Source organism: Paraburkholderia mimosarum LMG 23256 = NBRC 106338 (assembly GCF_000739815.1).
Taxonomy (GTDB): Bacteria; Pseudomonadota; Gammaproteobacteria; order Burkholderiales; family Burkholderiaceae; genus Paraburkholderia; species Paraburkholderia mimosarum.
Genome location: NZ_BBJJ01000014.1, coordinates 23,520 through 42,921 on the forward strand (window position 1 = coordinate 23,520; position 19,402 = coordinate 42,921).

Annotated in this window: 14 protein-coding genes, 1 pseudogene and 1 riboswitch; of the genes and pseudogenes, 13 read left to right on the top strand and 2 right to left on the bottom strand. The window is 65.4% G+C overall.

Annotation, left to right across the window (positions count from 1 at the left end):
• Positions 1-254: 254 nt before the first annotated feature.
• Positions 255-503: pseudogene (locus BMI01S_RS13120) on the bottom strand (pseudouridine-5'-phosphate glycosidase); the annotation flags it as partial.
• Positions 504-613: 110 nt separating this feature from the next.
• Between BMI01S_RS13120 and BMI01S_RS13125 the strand changes: the two are divergent.
• The 12 genes from BMI01S_RS13125 (at position 614) to BMI01S_RS13180 (ending at position 16,219) form a co-directional block, all read left to right on the top strand.
• Complete coding sequence (locus BMI01S_RS13125) at positions 614-1,348, top strand: alpha/beta hydrolase (RefSeq protein ID WP_036044449.1); 735 nt, start codon at positions 614-616, stop codon at positions 1,346-1,348.
• Positions 1,345-1,689 (top strand): hypothetical protein, encoded by a 345-nt coding sequence (locus tag BMI01S_RS13130; RefSeq protein ID WP_028210328.1) that lies wholly within the window; start codon positions 1,345-1,347, stop codon positions 1,687-1,689. Before BMI01S_RS13125 ends, BMI01S_RS13130 begins: the two co-directional genes overlap by 4 nt.
• A 262-nt stretch (positions 1,690-1,951) precedes the next feature.
• A complete protein-coding gene (locus BMI01S_RS13135) occupies positions 1,952-2,902 on the top strand; it encodes a MurR/RpiR family transcriptional regulator (RefSeq protein WP_051381345.1) in 951 nt (316 codons plus the stop codon).
• A gap of 55 nt (positions 2,903-2,957) precedes the next feature.
• Positions 2,958-4,526 carry a peptide MFS transporter gene (locus BMI01S_RS13140; RefSeq protein ID WP_028210327.1) on the top strand — a complete coding sequence of 523 codons (1,569 nt, stop codon included), beginning with the start codon at positions 2,958-2,960 and terminating at the stop codon, positions 4,524-4,526.
• 22 nt (positions 4,527-4,548) lie between these two features.
• Entirely contained in the window at positions 4,549-5,523 is a 975-nt protein-coding gene (locus tag BMI01S_RS13145; protein ID WP_028230388.1) for an isoaspartyl peptidase/L-asparaginase family protein, read from the top strand.
• Positions 5,524-5,996: 473 nt separating this feature from the next.
• A riboswitch (guanidine-I (ykkC/yxkD leader) is annotated at positions 5,997-6,143 on the top strand.
• 54 nt (positions 6,144-6,197) lie between these two features.
• Positions 6,198-6,965, top strand: a complete 768-nt coding sequence (locus tag BMI01S_RS13150; protein WP_028230389.1) for an urea amidolyase associated protein UAAP1 — start codon at positions 6,198-6,200, stop codon at positions 6,963-6,965.
• 16 nt (positions 6,966-6,981) lie between these two features.
• On the top strand, positions 6,982-7,635 hold the full coding sequence (locus BMI01S_RS13155; RefSeq protein WP_028210324.1) for an urea amidolyase associated protein UAAP2: 654 nt from the start codon (positions 6,982-6,984) through the stop codon (positions 7,633-7,635).
• Positions 7,636-7,637: 2 nt separating this feature from the next.
• The gene (locus tag BMI01S_RS13160; protein WP_036044451.1) at positions 7,638-11,273 is read left to right on the top strand and encodes a 5-oxoprolinase/urea amidolyase family protein; all 3,636 of its coding nucleotides are present in this window, start codon (positions 7,638-7,640) and stop codon (positions 11,271-11,273) included.
• Positions 11,264-13,105 carry an allophanate hydrolase gene (atzF, locus tag BMI01S_RS13165; protein WP_028230390.1) on the top strand — a complete coding sequence of 614 codons (1,842 nt, stop codon included), beginning with the start codon at positions 11,264-11,266 and terminating at the stop codon, positions 13,103-13,105. Before BMI01S_RS13160 ends, atzF begins: the two co-directional genes overlap by 10 nt.
• Before the next feature lie 56 nt (positions 13,106-13,161).
• Positions 13,162-14,229: an ABC transporter substrate-binding protein gene (locus tag BMI01S_RS13170; protein ID WP_028230391.1), complete on the top strand. Its 1,068-nt coding sequence runs from the start codon at positions 13,162-13,164 to the stop codon at positions 14,227-14,229.
• A 43-nt stretch (positions 14,230-14,272) separates the two neighbouring features.
• The gene (locus BMI01S_RS13175) at positions 14,273-15,244 is read left to right on the top strand and encodes an ABC transporter permease (RefSeq protein ID WP_028210320.1); all 972 of its coding nucleotides are present in this window, start codon (positions 14,273-14,275) and stop codon (positions 15,242-15,244) included.
• Between the two features lie 63 nt (positions 15,245-15,307).
• Positions 15,308-16,219 (top strand): ABC transporter ATP-binding protein, encoded by a 912-nt coding sequence (locus BMI01S_RS13180; RefSeq protein ID WP_028210319.1) that lies wholly within the window; start codon positions 15,308-15,310, stop codon positions 16,217-16,219.
• 10 nt (positions 16,220-16,229) lie between these two features.
• Here BMI01S_RS13180 and BMI01S_RS13185 read toward each other — a convergent pair whose 3' ends face one another.
• Positions 16,230-17,636 carry an LLM class flavin-dependent oxidoreductase gene (locus BMI01S_RS13185; protein ID WP_028230392.1) on the bottom strand — a complete coding sequence of 469 codons (1,407 nt, stop codon included), beginning with the start codon at positions 17,634-17,636 and terminating at the stop codon, positions 16,230-16,232.
• 276 nt (positions 17,637-17,912) lie between these two features.
• On the opposite strand from BMI01S_RS13185, the gene BMI01S_RS13190 reads away from it, so the two are divergent.
• Positions 17,913-19,400: a sugar ABC transporter ATP-binding protein gene (locus BMI01S_RS13190; protein WP_028210317.1), complete on the top strand. Its 1,488-nt coding sequence runs from the start codon at positions 17,913-17,915 to the stop codon at positions 19,398-19,400.
• Positions 19,401-19,402: the final 2 nt, after the last annotated feature.

The window sequence follows — 19,402 nt, forward strand, 5'->3', positions numbered from 1 at the left end:
CCCCTGCAACTCAAGGAAACGAAAAAAAAAGCTGTCGCAAAAACGTAACAGGGCGCAATGTCTTGTGCGGCCGGCGCTTGATGGACTATTCCGTCCGAGGCCGGCAACGCCGAATGGGCGACCGCTTTCCGGCTGCCGCTGACGTTTGAATGTCAGGCCGAACCGTCCTGTGACTGACGCTTCATGGCCGACTGCGGCTCTACGCAGCCGGTAGAAGCCGGCCAAAGCCTTCCACGTGGAAGTGCGCGGGCCAGCAGCCTCTCCAGTTCGTCGTTGGAAAGACCGATGCGAATTCGCCCTCCGTTCAGTGCGATCGTCGCGGGGTCGGCGCCCGGATCACGGACCAACGCTTCCACTTCGCGCGCGGTGCGAACGTTCTCCGGATAGGGCATGCCGTGAGCGATGAAGGTCGACTCCAGCGCGACAACCGGGCGGCTGCCGGCGATCCTTGTAGCGGCGACAGGGGGCTGAACGCCAAAGGAATGTGCGAGGTCTGCAACCATGTCCCTGGATCTTCGGGTATCTTGAACTTGAGTATGCGGCATCGGAGCGCTTCACGGCTCGTTGCCGGACGGGCTTCGTGCTGTGATCTGACGTTTTGACAGGCGTTGCCATGTGGCAGGAACGTTTTATCTACTTTCCTGAGAAGGCTGCAATCGAGGACGTGGTATCCGATCGACTGGCGGCCTGGCCGGCTATGGAATCGTTCCGAGGCCTTGTCGCCGAACCGGCCGGAACCGTGCGCGGCACGGCCATTGTCTTTCATGGCAATGCGGGGCATGCGGGACACCGTGCCTTCTATGGCGAGGCGCTTAACCGGCTGGGGCTTCGCGTGATCCTCGCCGAATATCCGGGTTACGGGCCACGCGAGGGCTCGCCAGATGAAGAAGGGCTGGTCGCCGATGCGCGAGAGACCATCGAGCTTGCGCATCGTTTCTACGGCGCCCCGGTGCTGCTCATCGGGGAATCGCTCGGGGCCGGCGTGGTCGCTGCAGCCGGCTCGCGCGAACCCGACAAGATTGCCGGCCTGCTGCTCATCACGCCATGGGACAGGCTCGAGCACGTCGCCGCTTTCCACTACCCATGGGCGCCGGTGAAGTGGCTGGTGCATGGCCGATACGACAGCGTGGCCCACCTGGCTGCGTTCGGCCGCCCGGTTTTCGTCATGGTTGCCGAACGGGACACCATCGTCCCGGCACGTTTGGGCGAAGCGCTTTACAACGCGTTGAACGGTCCGAAACAACTGAAGATCGTGGAGGCGGCTGAGCACAACGACTGGATTGGCCGCGTCGACGCTAGTTGGTGGCGAGAGGCAATCGGTTTCCTGCTTGCCCCTTCCCGATCATGAAATCCCGCTCCGTCCCGCCCCAGTGTGAACGCTTCTATGTCCTCGATGCGAAGAACAGGCCTGTCGAAGTGTTCGATCGCAGCGAGTGGTCGCGCTGGATGGCCGAAAACGAATTGATCTTTCGCCGCACGCTGCTCGAGGAGTCCGGCGTGACGGTCACGACGCGCTTTCGCGGTGTGGCCGACACGCGGACTGGGGAGTCCGCGCTCTTCGTGACGCGCATCGCCGGAATGGCGGTTCAAGATGACAACGAGAGCTATGGCGCAAGCACGCTCGGTGAAGCGCTCGAGTGCCACGAACGTATCGTGCAGAAGATCCTTCGGATGTTGACCGGGCAGTGAGCGGTGCGGAGATTTACCGCTGAAGGCCTGCCGCTTTCGAGTGTGCATCCGTCGCCTGTTCCGACACGGGAGCGCGGACCCCGAGGTCCCCGAGGGTCCCCGGTAGTCAGACGAATCGCACCCTCGTTGTCTCCCGCAGCGCAGTGAATAAAATTTTTCTCGTTTTCACCATCTTGAAAATTTAAATTCACATGGTCATACTACACGCGTACCTTGACCAGGACGACTCATTCCTCCCGTGAGAAAAACCGAATTCCCCGGTGTGATCGAGCGCATTCACTATGCATCCGCCACCGCGTCGGCGGCGTTGAAGCCCGTCGCGCGATGGCTTGCCTCGCATTCGCTCGACGCCGCGACGCTCACGATCGAAGAAGTCGCGCAAGCGTGCGGCGGCTCCGCTGCCAGCGTCAACCGGTTTGCCAGGCACGCCGGATATCGCGGGTTTTCGGAGCTGAAGGCGGAACTCGCCGCAGTCGTGCGGCAAGCGTTGCAACCGGTGGAGAAACTGGAAGCGCCGACGGCCCAGCAAGGTATCGGCGCATGGCTGGCAGATCATCAACGCAACCTTGTCGCGATGGATTCGTCGTTGCAACAGGAGCGACTGGCCCAGACGGTGACGCGTATCGTTGCGAGCCACTCTGTGTATTGTCTCGGGCTCGGTTTGAGCACCTGGTTGACCGGACTATTGGCGGACACGCTGATGCCATATCACCGGCGCGTCGTATGGGCCGCTGCTGGAGGCGGCAGCGAGCAAGCCGCACGACACATGGCGCACATTGGCACAGGCGACACGTTGATCGCGATCTCGCTGCCCCGCTATTCGCGCGACACGGTCGAGCTTGCGCGATTTGCCCGCGAACGCGGCGCTTTCGTCGTCGCCCTGACCGACAACCCGACCGCGCCGCTCGCCGCGACGGCCGACGCGGTGTTGCTGGCTCCGGCTGAACATCGGGTGCTGTCGTCGAGTGCGGTGGCCATGGTGGCGCTCATCGAAACATTGACATCGGAAGTGCTGAAAGCAACACCGGAGACAAAAGCAATGGCGGCCACTTTGTCACAAACGGTGTTGCCGTACCTCGTGTTCGACACCACACCGTCGACGCAGGCTAAAGCCGAAGCGGGCACGAGGCGCAGCAGCAAGAGCAGGGGCATTAGCCGAACGGGCGGCGATGGCAGTGCTGGGGTGCCTCGCAGGGTTCGCAACCGATCGTGACGCCGCGACGGTCACCTTCAATTGTCTCAGCAGGTCGAGAAGCAGAGGAGACACCATGAACACAACCTCCGATAGCGCTGCCGGCTCATCGGTCCAGCAGCTCAGGGACACGACGGGACTTGCAGGGCATCCGCGCGGGCTCACCACGCTGTTCTTCACCGAGATGTGGGAGCGATTCAGCTTCTACGGCATGAGAGCCATTCTCGTGCTGTACATGGTTGCGGCCCCGGGGCTTGGCGGCCTTGGTTACGACACGCCCCATGCGACGGCGATCTATGGCACGTATTCGATGGCCGCGTTTCTGCTCGCGCTTCCCGGCGGCATCATCGCCGACCAGTGGCTCGGCACGCGTCGAGCGGTGCTGATCGGCGGCATCATCATCGCATGCGGCCACTTCACCATGGCCATTCCTGCGGTCCCGACGTTCTTCGCCGGGCTCGTGCTTGTCGCATGCGGGACGGGTCTGCTCAAGCCGAATGTGAGCGCACTCGTGGGCGGCCTCTACTCACAGGATGACGAGCGCCGCGACAGCGGATTTTCGATCTTCTACATGGGCATCAACATCGGCGCATTCCTCGCGCCGCTCGTCTGCGGCTTTCTTGCGGAAGCTGAGCCGTTCAGGAAGTTGCTTCGCTCATTCGGTATCGATCCGGTCAATAGCTGGCACTTCGGTTTTGCAGCCGCAGGCGTCGGCATGTTGATCGGGCTCATCGTTTTCTGGCGGCAAAGAGGCCGTCTCGCGCATGTCGGCAACCGGAACGTGGCAAAGCCTGTAGAGGCGACACAGAAGCCGCAAGGTGGTCTGCTGCGGACGTCGGTCTATATCGCGCTCGGCGTGTTCACCGTCATTGGCACGTTGCTCGCCGGAAGCAACTGGCAGAACGTGCTTCCTTTCCTGCTGGCCTTCGATGCGCTCGTTATCGTTGTGATGATGGGGATGCAGGAACAACTGACACGCGCCGAGTGGAAGCGCCTCGCCGTGATGGGCATCTATTTCGTCGTGACGATTGCTTTCTGGTCCGCATATGAACAGAAAGGCTCGAGCCTGAGTCTCTTTGCCAAGGATATGGTGCAGCGAAATCTCGGCAGCTTCCTCGTACCGGCAGCCTGGTTCCAGTCGCTGACCGCACTGTACGTGATCCTGCTCGCCCCGGTGTTCGCGGCGCTCTGGGCATGGCTCGGCCCCCGGCAACCCTCGAGCCTCGCGAAGCTCGCCCTGGCGCCGCTGTTGATCGGCATTGGCTACGCCGGGTTTGCGATCATGGCCTCGTCGCTCTATGTCGGCGCCAGGGTCAATCCGCTCTGGCTTGCCGGTCTGTTCCTGTTCGAAGTGTTTGGCGAACTCTGCCTGAGCCCTGTCGGCTTGAACCTCGTTACGAAGCTCGCACCCGTGAAGCTCGTTGGATTGATGATGGGACTCTGGTTCTTCGGTAGCTCGTTCGGGTACAAGCTCGCTGGTTACTTTGCGGGCTTTTACATGCCCGTCCCGGCACGGTTGACATTGCTCTATGGGGGCATCGCCGCAGGGCTCATCGCCGTTTCTGCCCTGCTGTTCCTCATGATGCCGATGATGAGAAAGCTCGTCGGGGAAGAGCCGGCCCAGGCGGCGACTCACGCGCATTGATCCGATACGTAGGAGGAGTGAAATGGCACAGTACGTCCTGGCAATCCACGGCGGCGCCGGAACGCTGCAGCGCGGCGTCATGTCGGCGGAACAGGAAGCCGCTCATCGGGCAGCACTCGAAGAAGCGCTCGAGGCAGGCCATCAGGTTCTAAAAGGCGGTGGATCGAGCGTCGAGGCCGTCGTCGCCGCCGTTGTCGCGTTGGAGAATTGCCCGCTTTTCAACGCAGGGCGCGGCTCCGTATTCACGCATGCGGGCACGCACGAAATGGACGCGGCCATCATGGAAGGCCATACGGGGCGCGCAGGCGCGGTGGCTGGCGTGTCCCGCATCAAGAATCCGGTCGTTGCGGCACAGCGCGTGATGGATCGCTCAACGCACGTGTTGCTCTCGGGAGCGGGGGCTGAGCAATTCGCCGCCGACGAAGGTCTGGCTCTCGAGAGCCCCGAATACTTCTACACCGACTTTCGCTGGCAGCAGTTGCTCGCCGTGCGCGACACCGGACGCGAATTGCTTGATCACGACGGCACGGCACTGCTTCGCAAACAAGATCCTGGCGACGCGAGCGGACTCATCAATGGCGAGCACAAGTTCGGCACGGTCGGTGCGGTCGCGCTCGATGCAATGGGGCATCTGGCAGCGGCGACCTCCACCGGTGGCTTGACGAACAAGCGCCACGGGCGAATCGGCGATTCCCCGCTGATCGGATGCGGCACGTTTGCGGACGCACGCGTAGCCGTGTCCACGACGGGAACGGGAGAAGCGTTTATCCGCGCTGTCGCGGCTCATGACGTCGCAGCGCGAATGAAGTACGGTCACGCAACAGTCGATGAGGCTGCGCGCGCGGTCGTGAGCGAGGCGATCCCGCAGCAACGCGGCACGGGAGGGCTCATTGCCGTCGATGTCGAGGGGCATGTTTCGATGCCGTTCAACACCGAAGGCATGTATCGCGGCGTTGTTCAGAGCGATGGCAAGCGGTACATCGATATCTATCGGTAGCTGGCGGCCTTCGCCTGGGAGCCGTTCGGATGAAATCGGTGCACTTGCGATAGCCATAGTCGGGGCAACGAGCCTGCACACTGGCGGAATTTCGTGAGCTGACGCCTCGCAAAGGTTGAACACCTGGCGGGCGTAAGCCTCGCGACGCCCTATCCACCTGAAGCACGACCGGTTCGCGGTGCGTTGCGCGCTCATGAGGTGCGCAACGCCTGCGAACCGGTTTTGTTTTATGGCGCCTGCGCGTGAATTTGCACGCAGATAGTGCCGCCGCATTGCTTTGGGGCAGTGCGCGCCCCATCAGCGGGCGGGGCCGGGCGTGGCCGCAGGCACTCGCCGCCTGTTCGACGGTGCCCGCAGTTGCGTATGCGGTGAGCGTCTACACGCTGCTCTTCGCCTCGAATCGAGGGGGCATGCACCTGCTGGCACGGATCTCGCTCAATGTCGTGCCGAGAGGTGCGAAGCAATTTGCATCATCTTAGGATCGCTAGGGTTCCGGTCGGTGCAACGCATGAGTCCATGCCGCGCGTTCGATGCCTGGTCCGAGAGCAATCCGGTCTCGTCCACCACCTTGTCCGCAAGGCGGCGATGAGGCTCCACGGAGGGATAAAAGCCCGGGAGGTCGCGATGTCGTTCGGTCGCCCTCTCACGTCCTATCCCTTCGCAAAGGAGCCTCCATGCCGTCCAGCTTCGCTTCAGCTACCGCGCAGCCTGATCTTCCACACGTCGATGTGCTTTGGGAAACCGTGATTCCCGCGGGCACGCACTGGTCGGGCATCCTGCGCCGCGGCCTCGCGCTGCGCGTGATCGACCTCGAAGGCGGCGCGAATCTCGCCGCCGTGTTTCATCGCCAGGAAGATCTGCTCGAACGCTACAACATGGCCGATACGCTCAAGGCGCAGCACACGGCCCATCTCACGCGCGGCCACGTGCTCTACACCGACATGGGCCGCGTGATTGCCTCGATCACGGCCGATACGCTCGGCTGGCACGATCCGCTCGGCGGCGTCGGCGACGCGGCACTGTTTGCACGCAAGTACGGCGAAAAGCGCTACCAGGCGCATCGCAACGAGATGATCCGCAACGGGCGCGACAGCCTCGTGCTCGAACTCGCCAAGTACGGCCTCGGCGCGCGCGATCTCGTGGCCAACGTGAACTTCTTCAGCAAGGTCGCCGTGGGGGAGGACGGTGCGCTCGAATTCGTGCCGCGCCACTCGCGCGCGGGCGCGGCGTTCGACCTGCGCTTCGAAATGAACACGCTCGCCGCGTTCTCGACGGCGCCGCATCCGCTCGATCCGCACGCTCAATACGCGCCGAAGCCCGTGAAGCTCGTCGCCTGGCGCGCCTATGCGGCCGACGCCTGCGCGCCTGCCGACGATCCGTGCCGCACGGCCTGCGCCGAGAACGAGCGCGGCTTCGTCAACACCGACCGTCTGTTCGCCTGAGCGCAAGGGAGCCGTCATGCCGATCATCGAAAGCGCGCTCGACGAGCGCAACGCACACACCGATTTCACCTTGCCCGCGGGCGAGCCGTGGCTGCACGACATGAAGCGTGGCGAGACGCTGCGCATCGTCGATCTCGAAGGCAACCAGGCCGTGGACACGCTCTTCTACAGCAGCGCCGACCCCACGGAGCGATATAGCGCGCAGGACACCATCCGCGCACAGCGCAACCTCTATCTGAGCGCGGGCAGCGTGCTCATGTCGAACCGTGGCGCGCCGCTCCTTACCATCGTCGCCGACACGTGCGGCCGTCATGACACGCTGGGCGGCGCCTGCGCGGCCGAGAGCAACACGGTGCGCTACGCGCTCGAAAAGCGCCATATGCACAGCTGCCGCGACAGCTACCTCAACGCGCTCGCGCACTGCACCTGCGGCGTCGGCGCACTGCTCGGCAAGCGCGACATCGTCAGCAACATCAACTTCTTCATGAACGTGCCCGTTACGCCGCTTGGCAAGCTCACGTTCGAAGACGGCATCTCCGCGCCGGGCAAATACGTCGAAGTGCGCGCGGAACAGGACGTGACGGTGCTGATTTCGAACTGCCCGCAGCTGAACAATCCCTGCAACGGTTACAACCCGACGCCCGTGCGTCTGCTCGTCTGGGGGGCATGACGATGGCGCTCGACAAGGTTCTTATTGCCAACCGCGGCGAGATTGCGTGCCGCGTGATCCGCACGCTCAAGCGCCTCGGCATCGCATCGGTGGCCGTGTACTCCGAGGCGGACCGCCACGCGATGCACGTGATGCTCGCGGACGAGGCCGTTTGCATCGGGCCCGCGCCCGTCGCGCAAAGCTATCTGAACGCCGAGGCCATTCTCGCGGCGGCGCGCAGCACCGGTGCACAGGCCGTGCATCCGGGCTACGGCTTTCTTTCGGAAAACGAAGCATTTGCGAGTGCATGCGAGCGGGCGGGCATCGCCTTCATCGGCCCGCGCCCCGAGCACATGACGGCCTTCGGCCTCAAGCACACGGCACGCGAGATCGCGCGCGCCAACGACGTGGCGCTGTTGCCGGGCACCGGCCTGCTGCCCGACGTGGCGTCGGCGCTCGAAGCGGCGGCAACGCTCGGCTACCCCGTGATGCTCAAGAGCACGGCGGGTGGCGGCGGCATCGGCATGTCGCTGTGCCACGATCCCGCGCAGCTCGAAACCGCCTTCGCCTCGGTCGTGCGCCTTGGCGAGAGCAACTTCGCGAATAGCGGCGTGTACCTGGAAAAGTTCGTCGAGCACGCGCGCCATATCGAAGTGCAGGTGTTCGGCGACGGCAGGGGCAACGTGATCTCGCTCGGCGAGCGCGACTGCTCGGTGCAGCGGCGCAACCAGAAAGTGATCGAGGAGACGCCCGCGCCGGGCCTGACCGACGACGAACGCCGCGCTTTGCACGCCACCGCCGTGCGTCTCGCGAAAGCGGTGAGCTATGCGAGCGCGGGCACGGTGGAGTTCGTGTTCGACACGCAAACCCGCGCGTTCTACTTCCTCGAAGTGAACACGCGGCTCCAGGTGGAGCATGGCGTGACCGAGGAGGTGTACGGCGTCGACCTCGTGGAATGGATGATCCGCCAGGCCGAGGGCACGCTTGCGCCGCTCGACACGCTCGCACCGGCCAATACGCTCGCGCCGGGCGCGGCGAGCATCCAGGTGCGCGTCTACGCCGAAGATCCGAATCGCCAGTTCCAGCCGAGTTCGGGGCTGCTCACGCACGTGGCGTTTCCCGCCGATGCGCGCGTGGACACGTGGATCGACGCGGGCACCGAAGTCAGCGCGTTCTACGACCCGCTGCTCGCGAAGATCATCGCCACGGGCGCGACGCGCGAAGCGGCGCTCGCGAAACTCGGCGAGGCGCTCTCGCGAACCGGGCTCTACGGCATCGAAACGAATCTCGACTATCTGCGCGCGATCGTTGGCTCCGCAACGTTCGTGGCCGGCGAGCAGACCACGGGTTTTCTCGGCCGCTTCCTCTTTGCGCCGCACACCATCGACGTGCTCGACGGCGGCGTGCAGACCACGGTGCAGCAGACGCCGGGGCGCCTCGGTTACTGGGACGTGGGCGTGCCGCCCTCGGGCCCGATGGACGACCGCTCGTTCAATCTCGCCAACGCGCTGCTCGGCAACGCGCCCGATGCGGCGGGCCTCGAATTCACGATGGTGGGCGCGACGCTGCGCTTCAACACGGAAACGCTGTTCGTGCTCGGCGGCGCGCCGCTGTCCGCGACGCTGGACCGCGAGCCGGTGCCGTACTGGCAGGTGGTGCGCGCGAGCGCGGGAATGGTGCTCAAGCTCGGCGGCGTGACGGGTGCCGGTGTGCGCGCGTGCCTCGCGGTGAAGGGCGGCCTGCAGGTGCCCGACTATCTTGGCAGCAAGGCGACCTTCACGCTCGGCCAGTTCGGCGGCCACGCGGGTCGCGCGCTGCGCAAGGGCGACGTGCTGCATCTCGCGCCGGATGCAGGCAAGGGCGGGACGGTCGAAGCGGGCACGCGGCTCGCGGCGGAACGCGTGCCGGTGCTCACGCACGAGTGGGCGCTGGCGGTGCTCGACGGCCCGCACGGCGCGCCCGACTTTCTCACGCGCGAAGACATTGCGATGCTCTACGAAGCGCGCTGGACCGTGCACTACAACTCGAGCCGCACAGGGGTGCGCCTGATCGGCCCGAAGCCGCAATGGGCGCGCGCGGACGGCGGCGAGGCGGGGCTGCATCCCTCGAACATCCACGACAACGCCTATGCGATCGGCGCCGTGGACTTCACGGGCGACATGCCCGTGATTCTCGGCCCGGACGGCCCGAGCCTGGGCGGCTTCGTGTGCCCGGTCACGGTGATCGGCGAGGAACTGTGGAAGCTCGGGCAGCTGCGCCCCGGCGATACGGTGCGGTTCGTGCCCGCCGCGCCTGACATGCTTGCCGCTGCAAAAGAAAATGCGCACGAATGCGTGCTCTATCGCGCCGAGCAGGCGGGCGAAGGCGTGGGCGTGGTCTATCGCCGTTCGGGCGACCGCAACCTGTTGATCGAATACGGGCCGCCCGTACTCGATCTGAAACTACGTTTCCGTGTGCATGCGCTGATGAACTGGCTCGAAGCGCACCGCCTGCCGGGTATCGTCGATCTCACGCCGGGTATTCGCTCGTTGCAGGTGCATTTCGATCCCGCGCTGCTCACGCGCGACCAGCTGATCGATCATCTCAAGGATGCCGAGGCAGCGCTGCCCGCCGTCGATGCGATGCGCGTGCCGAACCGCATCGTCCATTTGCCGCTCTCGTGGGACGACCCGTCCACGCGGGTCGCCATCGAGCGGTACATGCAGTCGGTGCGCCCCGACGCGCCGTGGTGCCCGAGCAATATCGAGTTCATCCGCCGCATCAACGGCCTGGCGAGCATCGACGACGTGAAACGCATCGTCTTCGACGCGCGCTATCTCGTGCTCGGCCTCGGCGACGTCTATCTCGGCGCGCCCGTGGCGACGCCGGTCGACCCGCGCCACCGGCTCGTCACCACCAAGTACAACCCGGCGCGCACGTGGACGCCGGAGAACGCCGTGGGCATCGGCGGCGCGTATCTCTGCGTGTACGGCATGGAGGGTCCGGGCGGTTATCAGTTCGTGGGCCGCACCGTGCAGATGTGGAATCGCTATCGCACGACGACCGAGTTCGCGCCGGGCAAGCCCTGGCTGCTGCGCTTCTTCGACGAAATCCGCTTCTACGAGGTGAGCGAAGCGGAACTTGCCGAGTGGCGCAGCGAATTCCTCGCGGGGCGGCGCAATCTGCGCATCGAGGAGTCGGTGTTCGATCTCGGCGAATACGAGCGCTTCCTGCGCGACGAGGCCGCTTCGATCGCCGCGTTCAAGGCGACGCAGCAAGCCTCGTTCGATGCCGAGCGCGAGCGCTGGCGCGCGGCGGGGCAGGCGGACTACGTGGCCGAGGCCGCGGAGGACGAAGCGGCAAGCGCGGCGCGCGCCGCCGTTGCCCTGGCCGACGACTGTCTTGCGATCGGCGCCGATGTTTCGGGCAGCGTCTGGAAGCTGCTCGTTGCAGTGGGTGAGCGCGTCGAAGAGGGCCAGGATCTGGCGATTCTCGAATCGATGAAGATGGAAGTGACCGTGACCGCGAGTGCGGCCGGGGTGATCGAAGCCCTCGATTGCGCGGCGGGCGACGCCGTGGTCACGGGCCAGCGCCTGATGGTGATTCGTGTGGAATCCGAAGTATCAGGCGATACCGAACAAGCAACCGCCGTAAGCGGCGAGGAGGCCGCATGCGAATGAATCAGCACGACGATCTGCCCATGACCATCGATGCGCTGCGCGCACGGTATCTGGAGGGCAGCCTCACCCCGGCGCAACTCGTCGAGCGCATCGCCGCGCGTACCGCCGGCGACGATCCGCATCGCGTGTGGATCCGCGCGCTCACGCGCGACGAGATGATGCGTTACGCCGATGCGCTCGCGCAACACGATCCGGCCACGTTGCCGCTTTACGGCGTGCCGTTCGCGATCAAGGACAACATCGATCTCGCGGGCGTGCCGACCACGGCCGGATGCCCCGCCTATGCGTACACGCCGGAGCGCAGCGCGCCCGTGGTCGAGCGGCTGATCGCGGCGGGCGCGATTCCGGTGGGCAAGACCAACCTCGACCAGTTCGCCACGGGGCTTTCGGGCCAGCGCTCACCCTATGGCGCGTGCCGCAACGCGCTCGATCCGGAGTACGCCTCGGGCGGTTCCAGCTCGGGCTCGGCCGTTGCCGTGGCGCTTGGTCTCGCCGCGTTCTCGCTAGGCACCGATACGGCGGGTTCGGGCCGCGTGCCGGCGGCCTTTCATGGTCTGGTGGGTCTCAAGCCGACGAAAGGCGTGCTGAGCACGATGGGCGTGGTGCCCGCGTGTCGCTCGCTAGATTGCGTCTCGATCTTCGCGCCTTCGGCAAACGACGCGCAGCGCGTGTTCGAATGCGCACGCGGCGTGACCGAAGGCGATCCCTATGCGCGCGCCTGGCAACCGGGAGGCCGCGAAGGCGGCTCGCTCGCGGGCGTGCGCTTCGGCGTGCCGCGCGCGGCGCAACTGAACTTCTACGGTGACGCCTCGTATGCGGCAGCGTTCGACGCGGCGCTCGCGAAGCTGCGCGCAGCCGGGGCAGAGCTCGTAGAGATCGACATCGAGCCGTTCCTCGCCACAGCGCGGCTGCTCTACGAAGGCCCGTTCGTGGCCGAGCGTCTTGCCGCGATTCGCCCGTTCTTCGAGGCGCAACCCGAGGCGCTCCATGCCGTGACGCGCGAGATCATCGGCGGCGCGGCGCGCTGGAGCGCGGCCGACGCTTTCGCGGCGTTCGACCGGCTCGCCGCGCTGCGCATGGAGAGCGAACGCGTGTGGCCGCATGTCGACGCGCTCGTCACGCCGACCTCGCCGACCACGTCGACGGTGGCGGAACTCGAAGCGGACCCGATCGGCGTGAACGCGCGCTTTGGCTACTACACGAACTTCGTGAACCTCCTCGATCTCAGTGCGCTCGCCGTGCCGGCGGGCGAATGCACGACGGGCCGGCACGCGGGCAAGCCGTTCGGCATCACATTCGTTGCGCGTGCACACGACGACGCCTATCTGCTCGGCCTCGCCCGTGCCTGGCTGGGTGAGCATGGGTGCCCGGCGCCGCGTGACGCAAAGGACGACCCGGCGCCCACGGTTCGCGTGGCCGTGGTGGGCGCGCACCTGAGCGGCGAACCGCTCAATGGGCAACTGACCGGGCGCGGCGCACGGCTCGTCGAAAGCACCACCACGGCGAATGCCTATCGTCTTTACGCGCTCCCGCAGGCCCGACCGCAAGATCCCGCGAAGCCTGGCCTCGTGCGTGTGAACGAAGGGGGCACGGCGATCGAGGTCGAAGTCTGGGAGATGCCGACGGCTGCCTTCGGCTCGTTCGTCGCGGCCATTCCGGCGCCGCTCGGCATCGGCACGCTCGAACTCGCGAGCGGGAGCACTGCGCTCGGCTTTCTGTGCGAGAGCGCCGCGCTGGCGAACGCACCCGACATCAGCGCTTACGGCGGTTGGCGCGCGTATCGCGCGGCACAGTCGCAGTCGCAAACCCAAACCGAGCGCATCGGAGCATGAATCCCCACGCCCTTATATCAAGCAGTCCGCTGCATCTTTACTCCTGGAGATCCGTCATGAAGAGAACTCACCTTTCGTTCGCAAGCAAGGCATTCGAGGCGAGCAACACGCGCCAGGCGCAAGCTTCCGCACCCCTGCGCCGCTGGGCGTTACGCGCCGCAAGCGCACTCGCCCTCGCCACGGGCCTCTTCGCAGCCGGCGTGCAGGCCGCGAACGCCGCGCCGCTGCGTATCGGCTATAGCGACTGGCCGGGCTGGGTGGCATGGCAGGTGGCGATCGACAAGGGATGGTTCAAGGAGGCCGGCCTCGACGTGAAGTTCGACTGGTTCGACTACGCGGCCTCGATGGACGCCTACGCGGCCAACAAGCTCGACGCCGTGCTCGTCACCAACGGCGACGCGCTCACGATGGGCGCGAACGGCGCGAAGAACGTGATGGCGCTCATCACCGACTATTCGAACGGCAACGACATGGTCATTGCCAAGCCGCCCGCGCGCAAGATCCAGGATCTCAAGGGCAAAAAGATCGGCGTGGAGTTCGGCGTGGTCGATCACCTGCTGCTGCTCGACGCGCTCCAGCGTGCAGGCATGAAGGAGAGCGACGTCACGCTCGTGAACGCGAAAACCAACGAAACGCCGCAGGTGCTGGCTTCCGCCGACGTCGCGGCCATCGCGGCGTGGCAGCCGAATGCGGGCGAGGCGCAGCGCGCCGTGCCTGGCGCGCGCCCCGTGTTCACCTCCGCCGACGAGCCTGGCCTCATCTACGACGTGCTCGCCGTGAACCCCGTGAGCCTGGCCGCGCACAAGGCCGATTACGAGAAGCTCGCGAAAGTCTGGTACCGCGTCGTGAAGTACATCGACGACCCCGCCACGCAGCCCGACGCCGTGAAGATCATGGCCGCGCGCGTGGGCCTCACGCCGGCGCAGTATCTGCCGCTCCTCAAGGGCACGAAGCTGCTCACGCTGCCCGAGGCGCAACAAGCCTACGTGAAGGCCGACGGCTTTCGCTCGCTCTATGGTTCGAGCAAAGCCGCCGACGTGTTCAACGTGAAGTACCAGGTCTACAAGAGCTCGCAGGACGTGAACGCCTACGTGGACCCGTCGCTCACGAGCGCGCTCAAGTAAGGCCACGCTCGTCGAGCCAGTCGTCATCTAGCAGGAGAACAACATGGCCGGAATCAGCCAGACAGGGTGGTTTGCCGTACGCCGCGAGCTTTCGCCGCGCGGGAAGTGGATGTTGGGCATCGGCTCGTTTTTGTTGCCGCTGCTCGTGTGGTGCGTGGTGAGCTACGTGCCCTTCGTCTGGCATCCGCAGGTCTTGATCACGCAACCGGGCAGCGTCGATTATTTCCAGCCCGGCATGCGTGTCGAGAAGGCCGTGTTCGCCGACGAACTCGACCATGCGCGCGAAACGCATGCGGCGCTGCCGGCGGGGGTGAGCGCGAACCCGGTGTATCTTCCCGCGCCGCACGAGGTGCTGCGCGCGTTCTATACCGCGTTCACGACACCGCCCGCCGCGCAGGACGGCGTATGGCTGCACCAGAGCCTTTGGCATAGCATCCAGATCATTTTCTGGGGCTTCGTCGTCTCGTCGCTCGTCGGCGTGCCGCTCGGCATCGTATGCGGCACCTATAGCGTGCTCGCGCGCCTGCAGGAGCCGTTCTTCGAGTTCTTCCGCTATTTGCCGGCGCCCGCGTTCGGTGCGCTGATGGTGGCCGTGCTCGGCATTTACGACGCGCCCAAGATCGCCATCATCGTGATCGGCACGCTGTTCCAGCAGGTGCTCATCGTCGCCAACACCACGCGCAAGCTCGAATACGGCCTGCTGGAAGCGGCGATGACGCTCGGCACCGCGCGCCTGAAACTGCTCACGCACGTGGTGGTACCCGGCATCCTGCCCGACCTCTACCGCGACCAGCGCATCCTGCTCGGCTGGGCGTGGACCTACCTGATCGTTGCGGAACTGGTGGGCACGAGTTCGGGCATCACCTGGTACATCACGCAGCAGGCGCGCTACCAGCACTTCGACAACGTCTACGCGGCGATCATGATGATCGGCATCATCGGCCTCGGCACCGATCTCGTGCTCGCCTGCCTCGGGCGCAAGCTGTTTCCGTGGGACCGCACGCTCAAGGCGTGAGGCATGTAACGCCCGGCAGTCATTCGCTCTAATCGCAGCGCATAGCATCTCAAGGACCGCATCATGTTCAATCCGCAAACCGTTCCCGACTATCTCCTCCAGTCCGATGCGGTGCGCGCGCGTTTCGAACGGCTGAAAACGCGTGAGCCGATTCTCGAAGTGCGCAATCTCACGAAGCGCTTCGTCACGCCGCAAGGCGAGCACACAGCGCTCGCCGACGTGAGCTTCACCACTCACCGGCGCGAGTTCGTGTGCGTGATCGGACCTTCGGGCTGCGGAAAATCCACGCTCATTCGGATTCTCGCGGGCCTCGAAACTCAATCGTCGGGTGAAGTGCGCGTGAACGGCAAGGCGGTGAGCGGGCCCGGCGCCGACCGCGGCATGGTATTCCAGGGCTATACGCTGTTTCCATGGCTCACCGTCAAGAAAAACGTCATGTTCGGACTACGAATGAACGGACAGGGGCGGGCGCAGGCCGAGCGAGAGGCGCTGCAATGGCTCGATCTCGTGGGTCTCGAAAAATTCGCCAACGCCTATCCGCACCAGCTTTCGGGAGGCATGAAGCAGCGGGTGGCGATTGCGCGCGCGCTCGCCAACCGGCCCGGCATCCTGTTGATGGACGAGCCGTTCGGCGCACTCGACGCCCAAACGCGCGCGAAGATGCAGGCCCACCTGCTCGACATCTGGCGCAACGTCGACGTCACGATTTTTTTCATTACGCACGATCTCGACGAGGCGATCTATCTCGCCGATCGCATTCTCGTGTTAAAGGCGAACCCCGGTGCGGTGCAGGAGCTGATCGAAGTGCCCGTGCCGAGGCCGCGCAGCTACGCACAGTTCAATTCGCCGGAGTTTCTCGCGACGCGTGCGCGGCTGGAAGGGCTCATTCATCCCCCTGAGCAGCCTTCCGGGGACGACGCCGCCGTCCAGCCGCACATGATCCGTCTCACGGACATTCACGATTCGGTCGAGTAATGAATACGGTTTAGACGACAGCGGCGGCGCGCGCGTTGGCCTCTTCGCGCTTGACGCGCTCGATATCGCGAAAGCGTGCGGCGGGATGGTGCGCCGGCAAGGTTGCCGCGGCGCCGAAGAGCTTCTCGCGCAAGGTGCCAGGCGCGTATTCGCGCGGGTAGACGCCGCGGCGCTGCAGCTCCGGCACGAGATGGTTGACGACGTCCTCGAAGGTCTCGTGCGCGACCGCGTAGGCGAGGTTGAAGCCGTCGACGTCGGTCGCCTCCACCCATTGCTGGAGGTTATCGGCGACGGTCGTGGGCGAGCCGACGAACACCGGCCCGAGGCCGCCAACACCGCCCCACCTGGCGAGTTCTTCGATGGTCCATGCCTTGTCGCCGCCGGAGAGGTGCTCGACCGCGGAAACGATCGCATTGGTCTCCACGCGCCTGACCGTATCGGTCGGCAGGTATTGGCCGAAGTCGATGCCGGTCCAGCCCGACATGAAGACGAGCGATCCGTCGTATGAGACATGCTTGCCGTATGCCTCGAATTTCGCTTGCGCCCTGGCATCGGTTTCGTCCACGATCACCGTCACCAGGTTGTAGACGAGCAGCTCGCGGGGGTCGCGTCCGGCGAGCGCTGCTTCGCGGCGCACGTCGCTCACATAGCTGCGCAGCAGCGACTGCGTGGGCGCGGCGACGAATACGCATTCGGCATGCCGGGCCGCGAAGGTCTTTCCGGGGCCGGACGCGCCGGCCTGAAACAACACGGGCGTGCGCTGGGGCGATGGCTCGCACAGGTGATAACCTGGCACATCGAAGTATTTGCCCTTGTGCCCAATTTCATGCACTTTTTCCGGCCGCGTGAACACCCGCCGCTCCCGGTCGCGAACGACGGCGCCGTCTTCCCAGCTGCCCTCCAGGAGCTTGTAGAGCACTTCCACGTACTCCGTTGCGACTTCGTAGCGGCTATTGTGGTCGAGCAGCCCCGCCTGTCCCGTGTTCTTCGCGCCGCTCTCGAGGTACGAAGTGACGACATTCCACGCGAGCCGGCCTTGCGTGTGATGGTCGGCCGTTGAGAGGCGCCGCGCGAACGTGTAGGGATGCTCGAAGCTCGTGGAAGCCGTGATGCCGATGCCAAGGTGCTCGGTGACCATCGCGATGGGCGCGGCGAGCTGGAGCGGATCGTTCACCGGAATCTGCGCGGCTTGATGGAGCGCGTGATAGTTGCTGCCCTTGTAGACGTCGTAATAGCCGATCACGTCGGCAATGAAGATCGCGTCGAACACGCCGCGTTCGAGGATCTTCGCGAGATCCGTCCAGTAGGCGAGATCCTTGTATTGCCACGAGCGGTCGCGCGGATGGGTCCAGAGTCCGGGAGACTGGTGGCCCACGCAGTTCATTTCGAAGGCGTTCAAGCGGATGTTCTTGCTCATGGTGCTCACGTGCTCCTGTCAGCCGGTGCGTGCCTGGTGGGAACGAGCAGTATAGAAATGCGCGATTGGGCGATCCAATATCGAATTCGCGAATCGATATCGGCGCAGCAGATTTGTGCGCAAGGCGGTGCGCCGCGCTTGTCTCCACGCAGCAATGACGGATGCGGTCCATAGGTCGCCTTAGCAATGGCGTTCGCATGAATATGAGCAACCCTTCGTTGGACTCGCCACGGCGCATCGTTAGGATGAACGCATTGCTTCGTCCACGCGACCTTCATGTCCTCGCCGATCCTCACTGCCCACGCCATCACGAAGCGCTTCGGCGCAACGATTGCCTTGGCGCGGCTCGACTTCTCGATCCGCGCAGGCGAAGTGGTGGCGCTCATGGGCGCCAATGGCGCCGGCAAGTCGACGCTCGTGAAGATCCTGAGCGGCGTGCAGGCGCCCGACGAAGGCCGCATGGCGCTCGGCGGAAGCGAATACGCGCCGCGCACGCCGCACGAAGCGCGGCGCCAGGGTGTGGCGACCGTGCACCAGTCGATCGCCGATACGGTCGTGCCGTCGCTTTCCATAGCGGAAAACCTGCTGCTGGAGCAGCTATGCGATCGCGGCGCGCCGTGGTGGACGCCGCGCGCGGCACGCCGTGCCCGCGCGAAATCGCTTGCCGCTCGTGTTGGGCTCGATGCCGACCTCGATGCACCGCTCGGCTCCCTGTCGCTTGCGGGACAGCAGCGCGTCGCGCTGGCGCGGGCGCTCTCGACGCGGCCGAGCCTGCTGATTCTCGACGAGCCGACGGCGAGCCTGTCGGCGGCGGAGGCGGAGCGTCTCTACGTCTTGATCGAGGCGTTGCGTGCCGAGGGTGTGGCGGTACTGCTCGTCTCGCATCGCGTTGCGGACTTGAGGCGGCTGGCGACGCGCGTCGCGATCGTTCGCGACGGACGGATCGTGGCGGAGCGCCGCGCACCGATCGATTTCGACGCGGCGCTCGAAACGATGATCGGCCGGCCATTGCCGTCGCGCCAGCGTGCGCGCGCAGCGGCCGGCGAGACGGCGGCTCCGGTGCTGAGCCTGCGCGGCATGCGGCTCGGCCCGCAGGGCGACGCCTTCGACCTGGCGGTGCGCGAAGGCGAAATCGTCGCCGTGGTCGGGCCGGTGGGTGCGGGCAAGTCCCGGCTTGCACAGGTGATCTTCGGGGCCGCGCGTGCGGGAGGCGGCACGATGACGCTCGACGCTCGCGCGTGGCAGCCGCGCTCACCCGCCGACGCGATCCGCGCAGGCGTGTTCCTTGCCGGCGAGGACCGCTGGCGCACGTCGCTATTCCCGGACACGGTGCCGTTCGCGTCTATCGCCGGAACGATCAGCTTTCCCTTTCTCGCGCGCTGGCGGCGTAGTGGTCTCGCGCCTCGGGCACGCGAAGAGGCCGCCGCCCGTGAGGCGATCCAGGCGTTCGGCATCCGATGCGCGGGGCCCGGCGATCGTCTCGCGCGGCTCTCCGGCGGCAATCAGCAGAAAGTGCTGCTCGCGCGCTGGCATACCGAACCCGCCCGCGTATTGCTGCTCGACGAGCCGTTCCAGGGCGTGGACGCGCTCGCGCGTGCGGACATCGCTTCCACGCTGCGGCGTGGCTCGGCTGGCCGCGCCACGATCGTATTCGTCAGCGATCTCGACGAGGCCCACGAAGTCGCCGATCGCATCGTGCATTTCGACCGCGGTTCGATCGAACGGACTCGACCCGCCATGCCCCTCATTCAAACGGAACCGTGAAG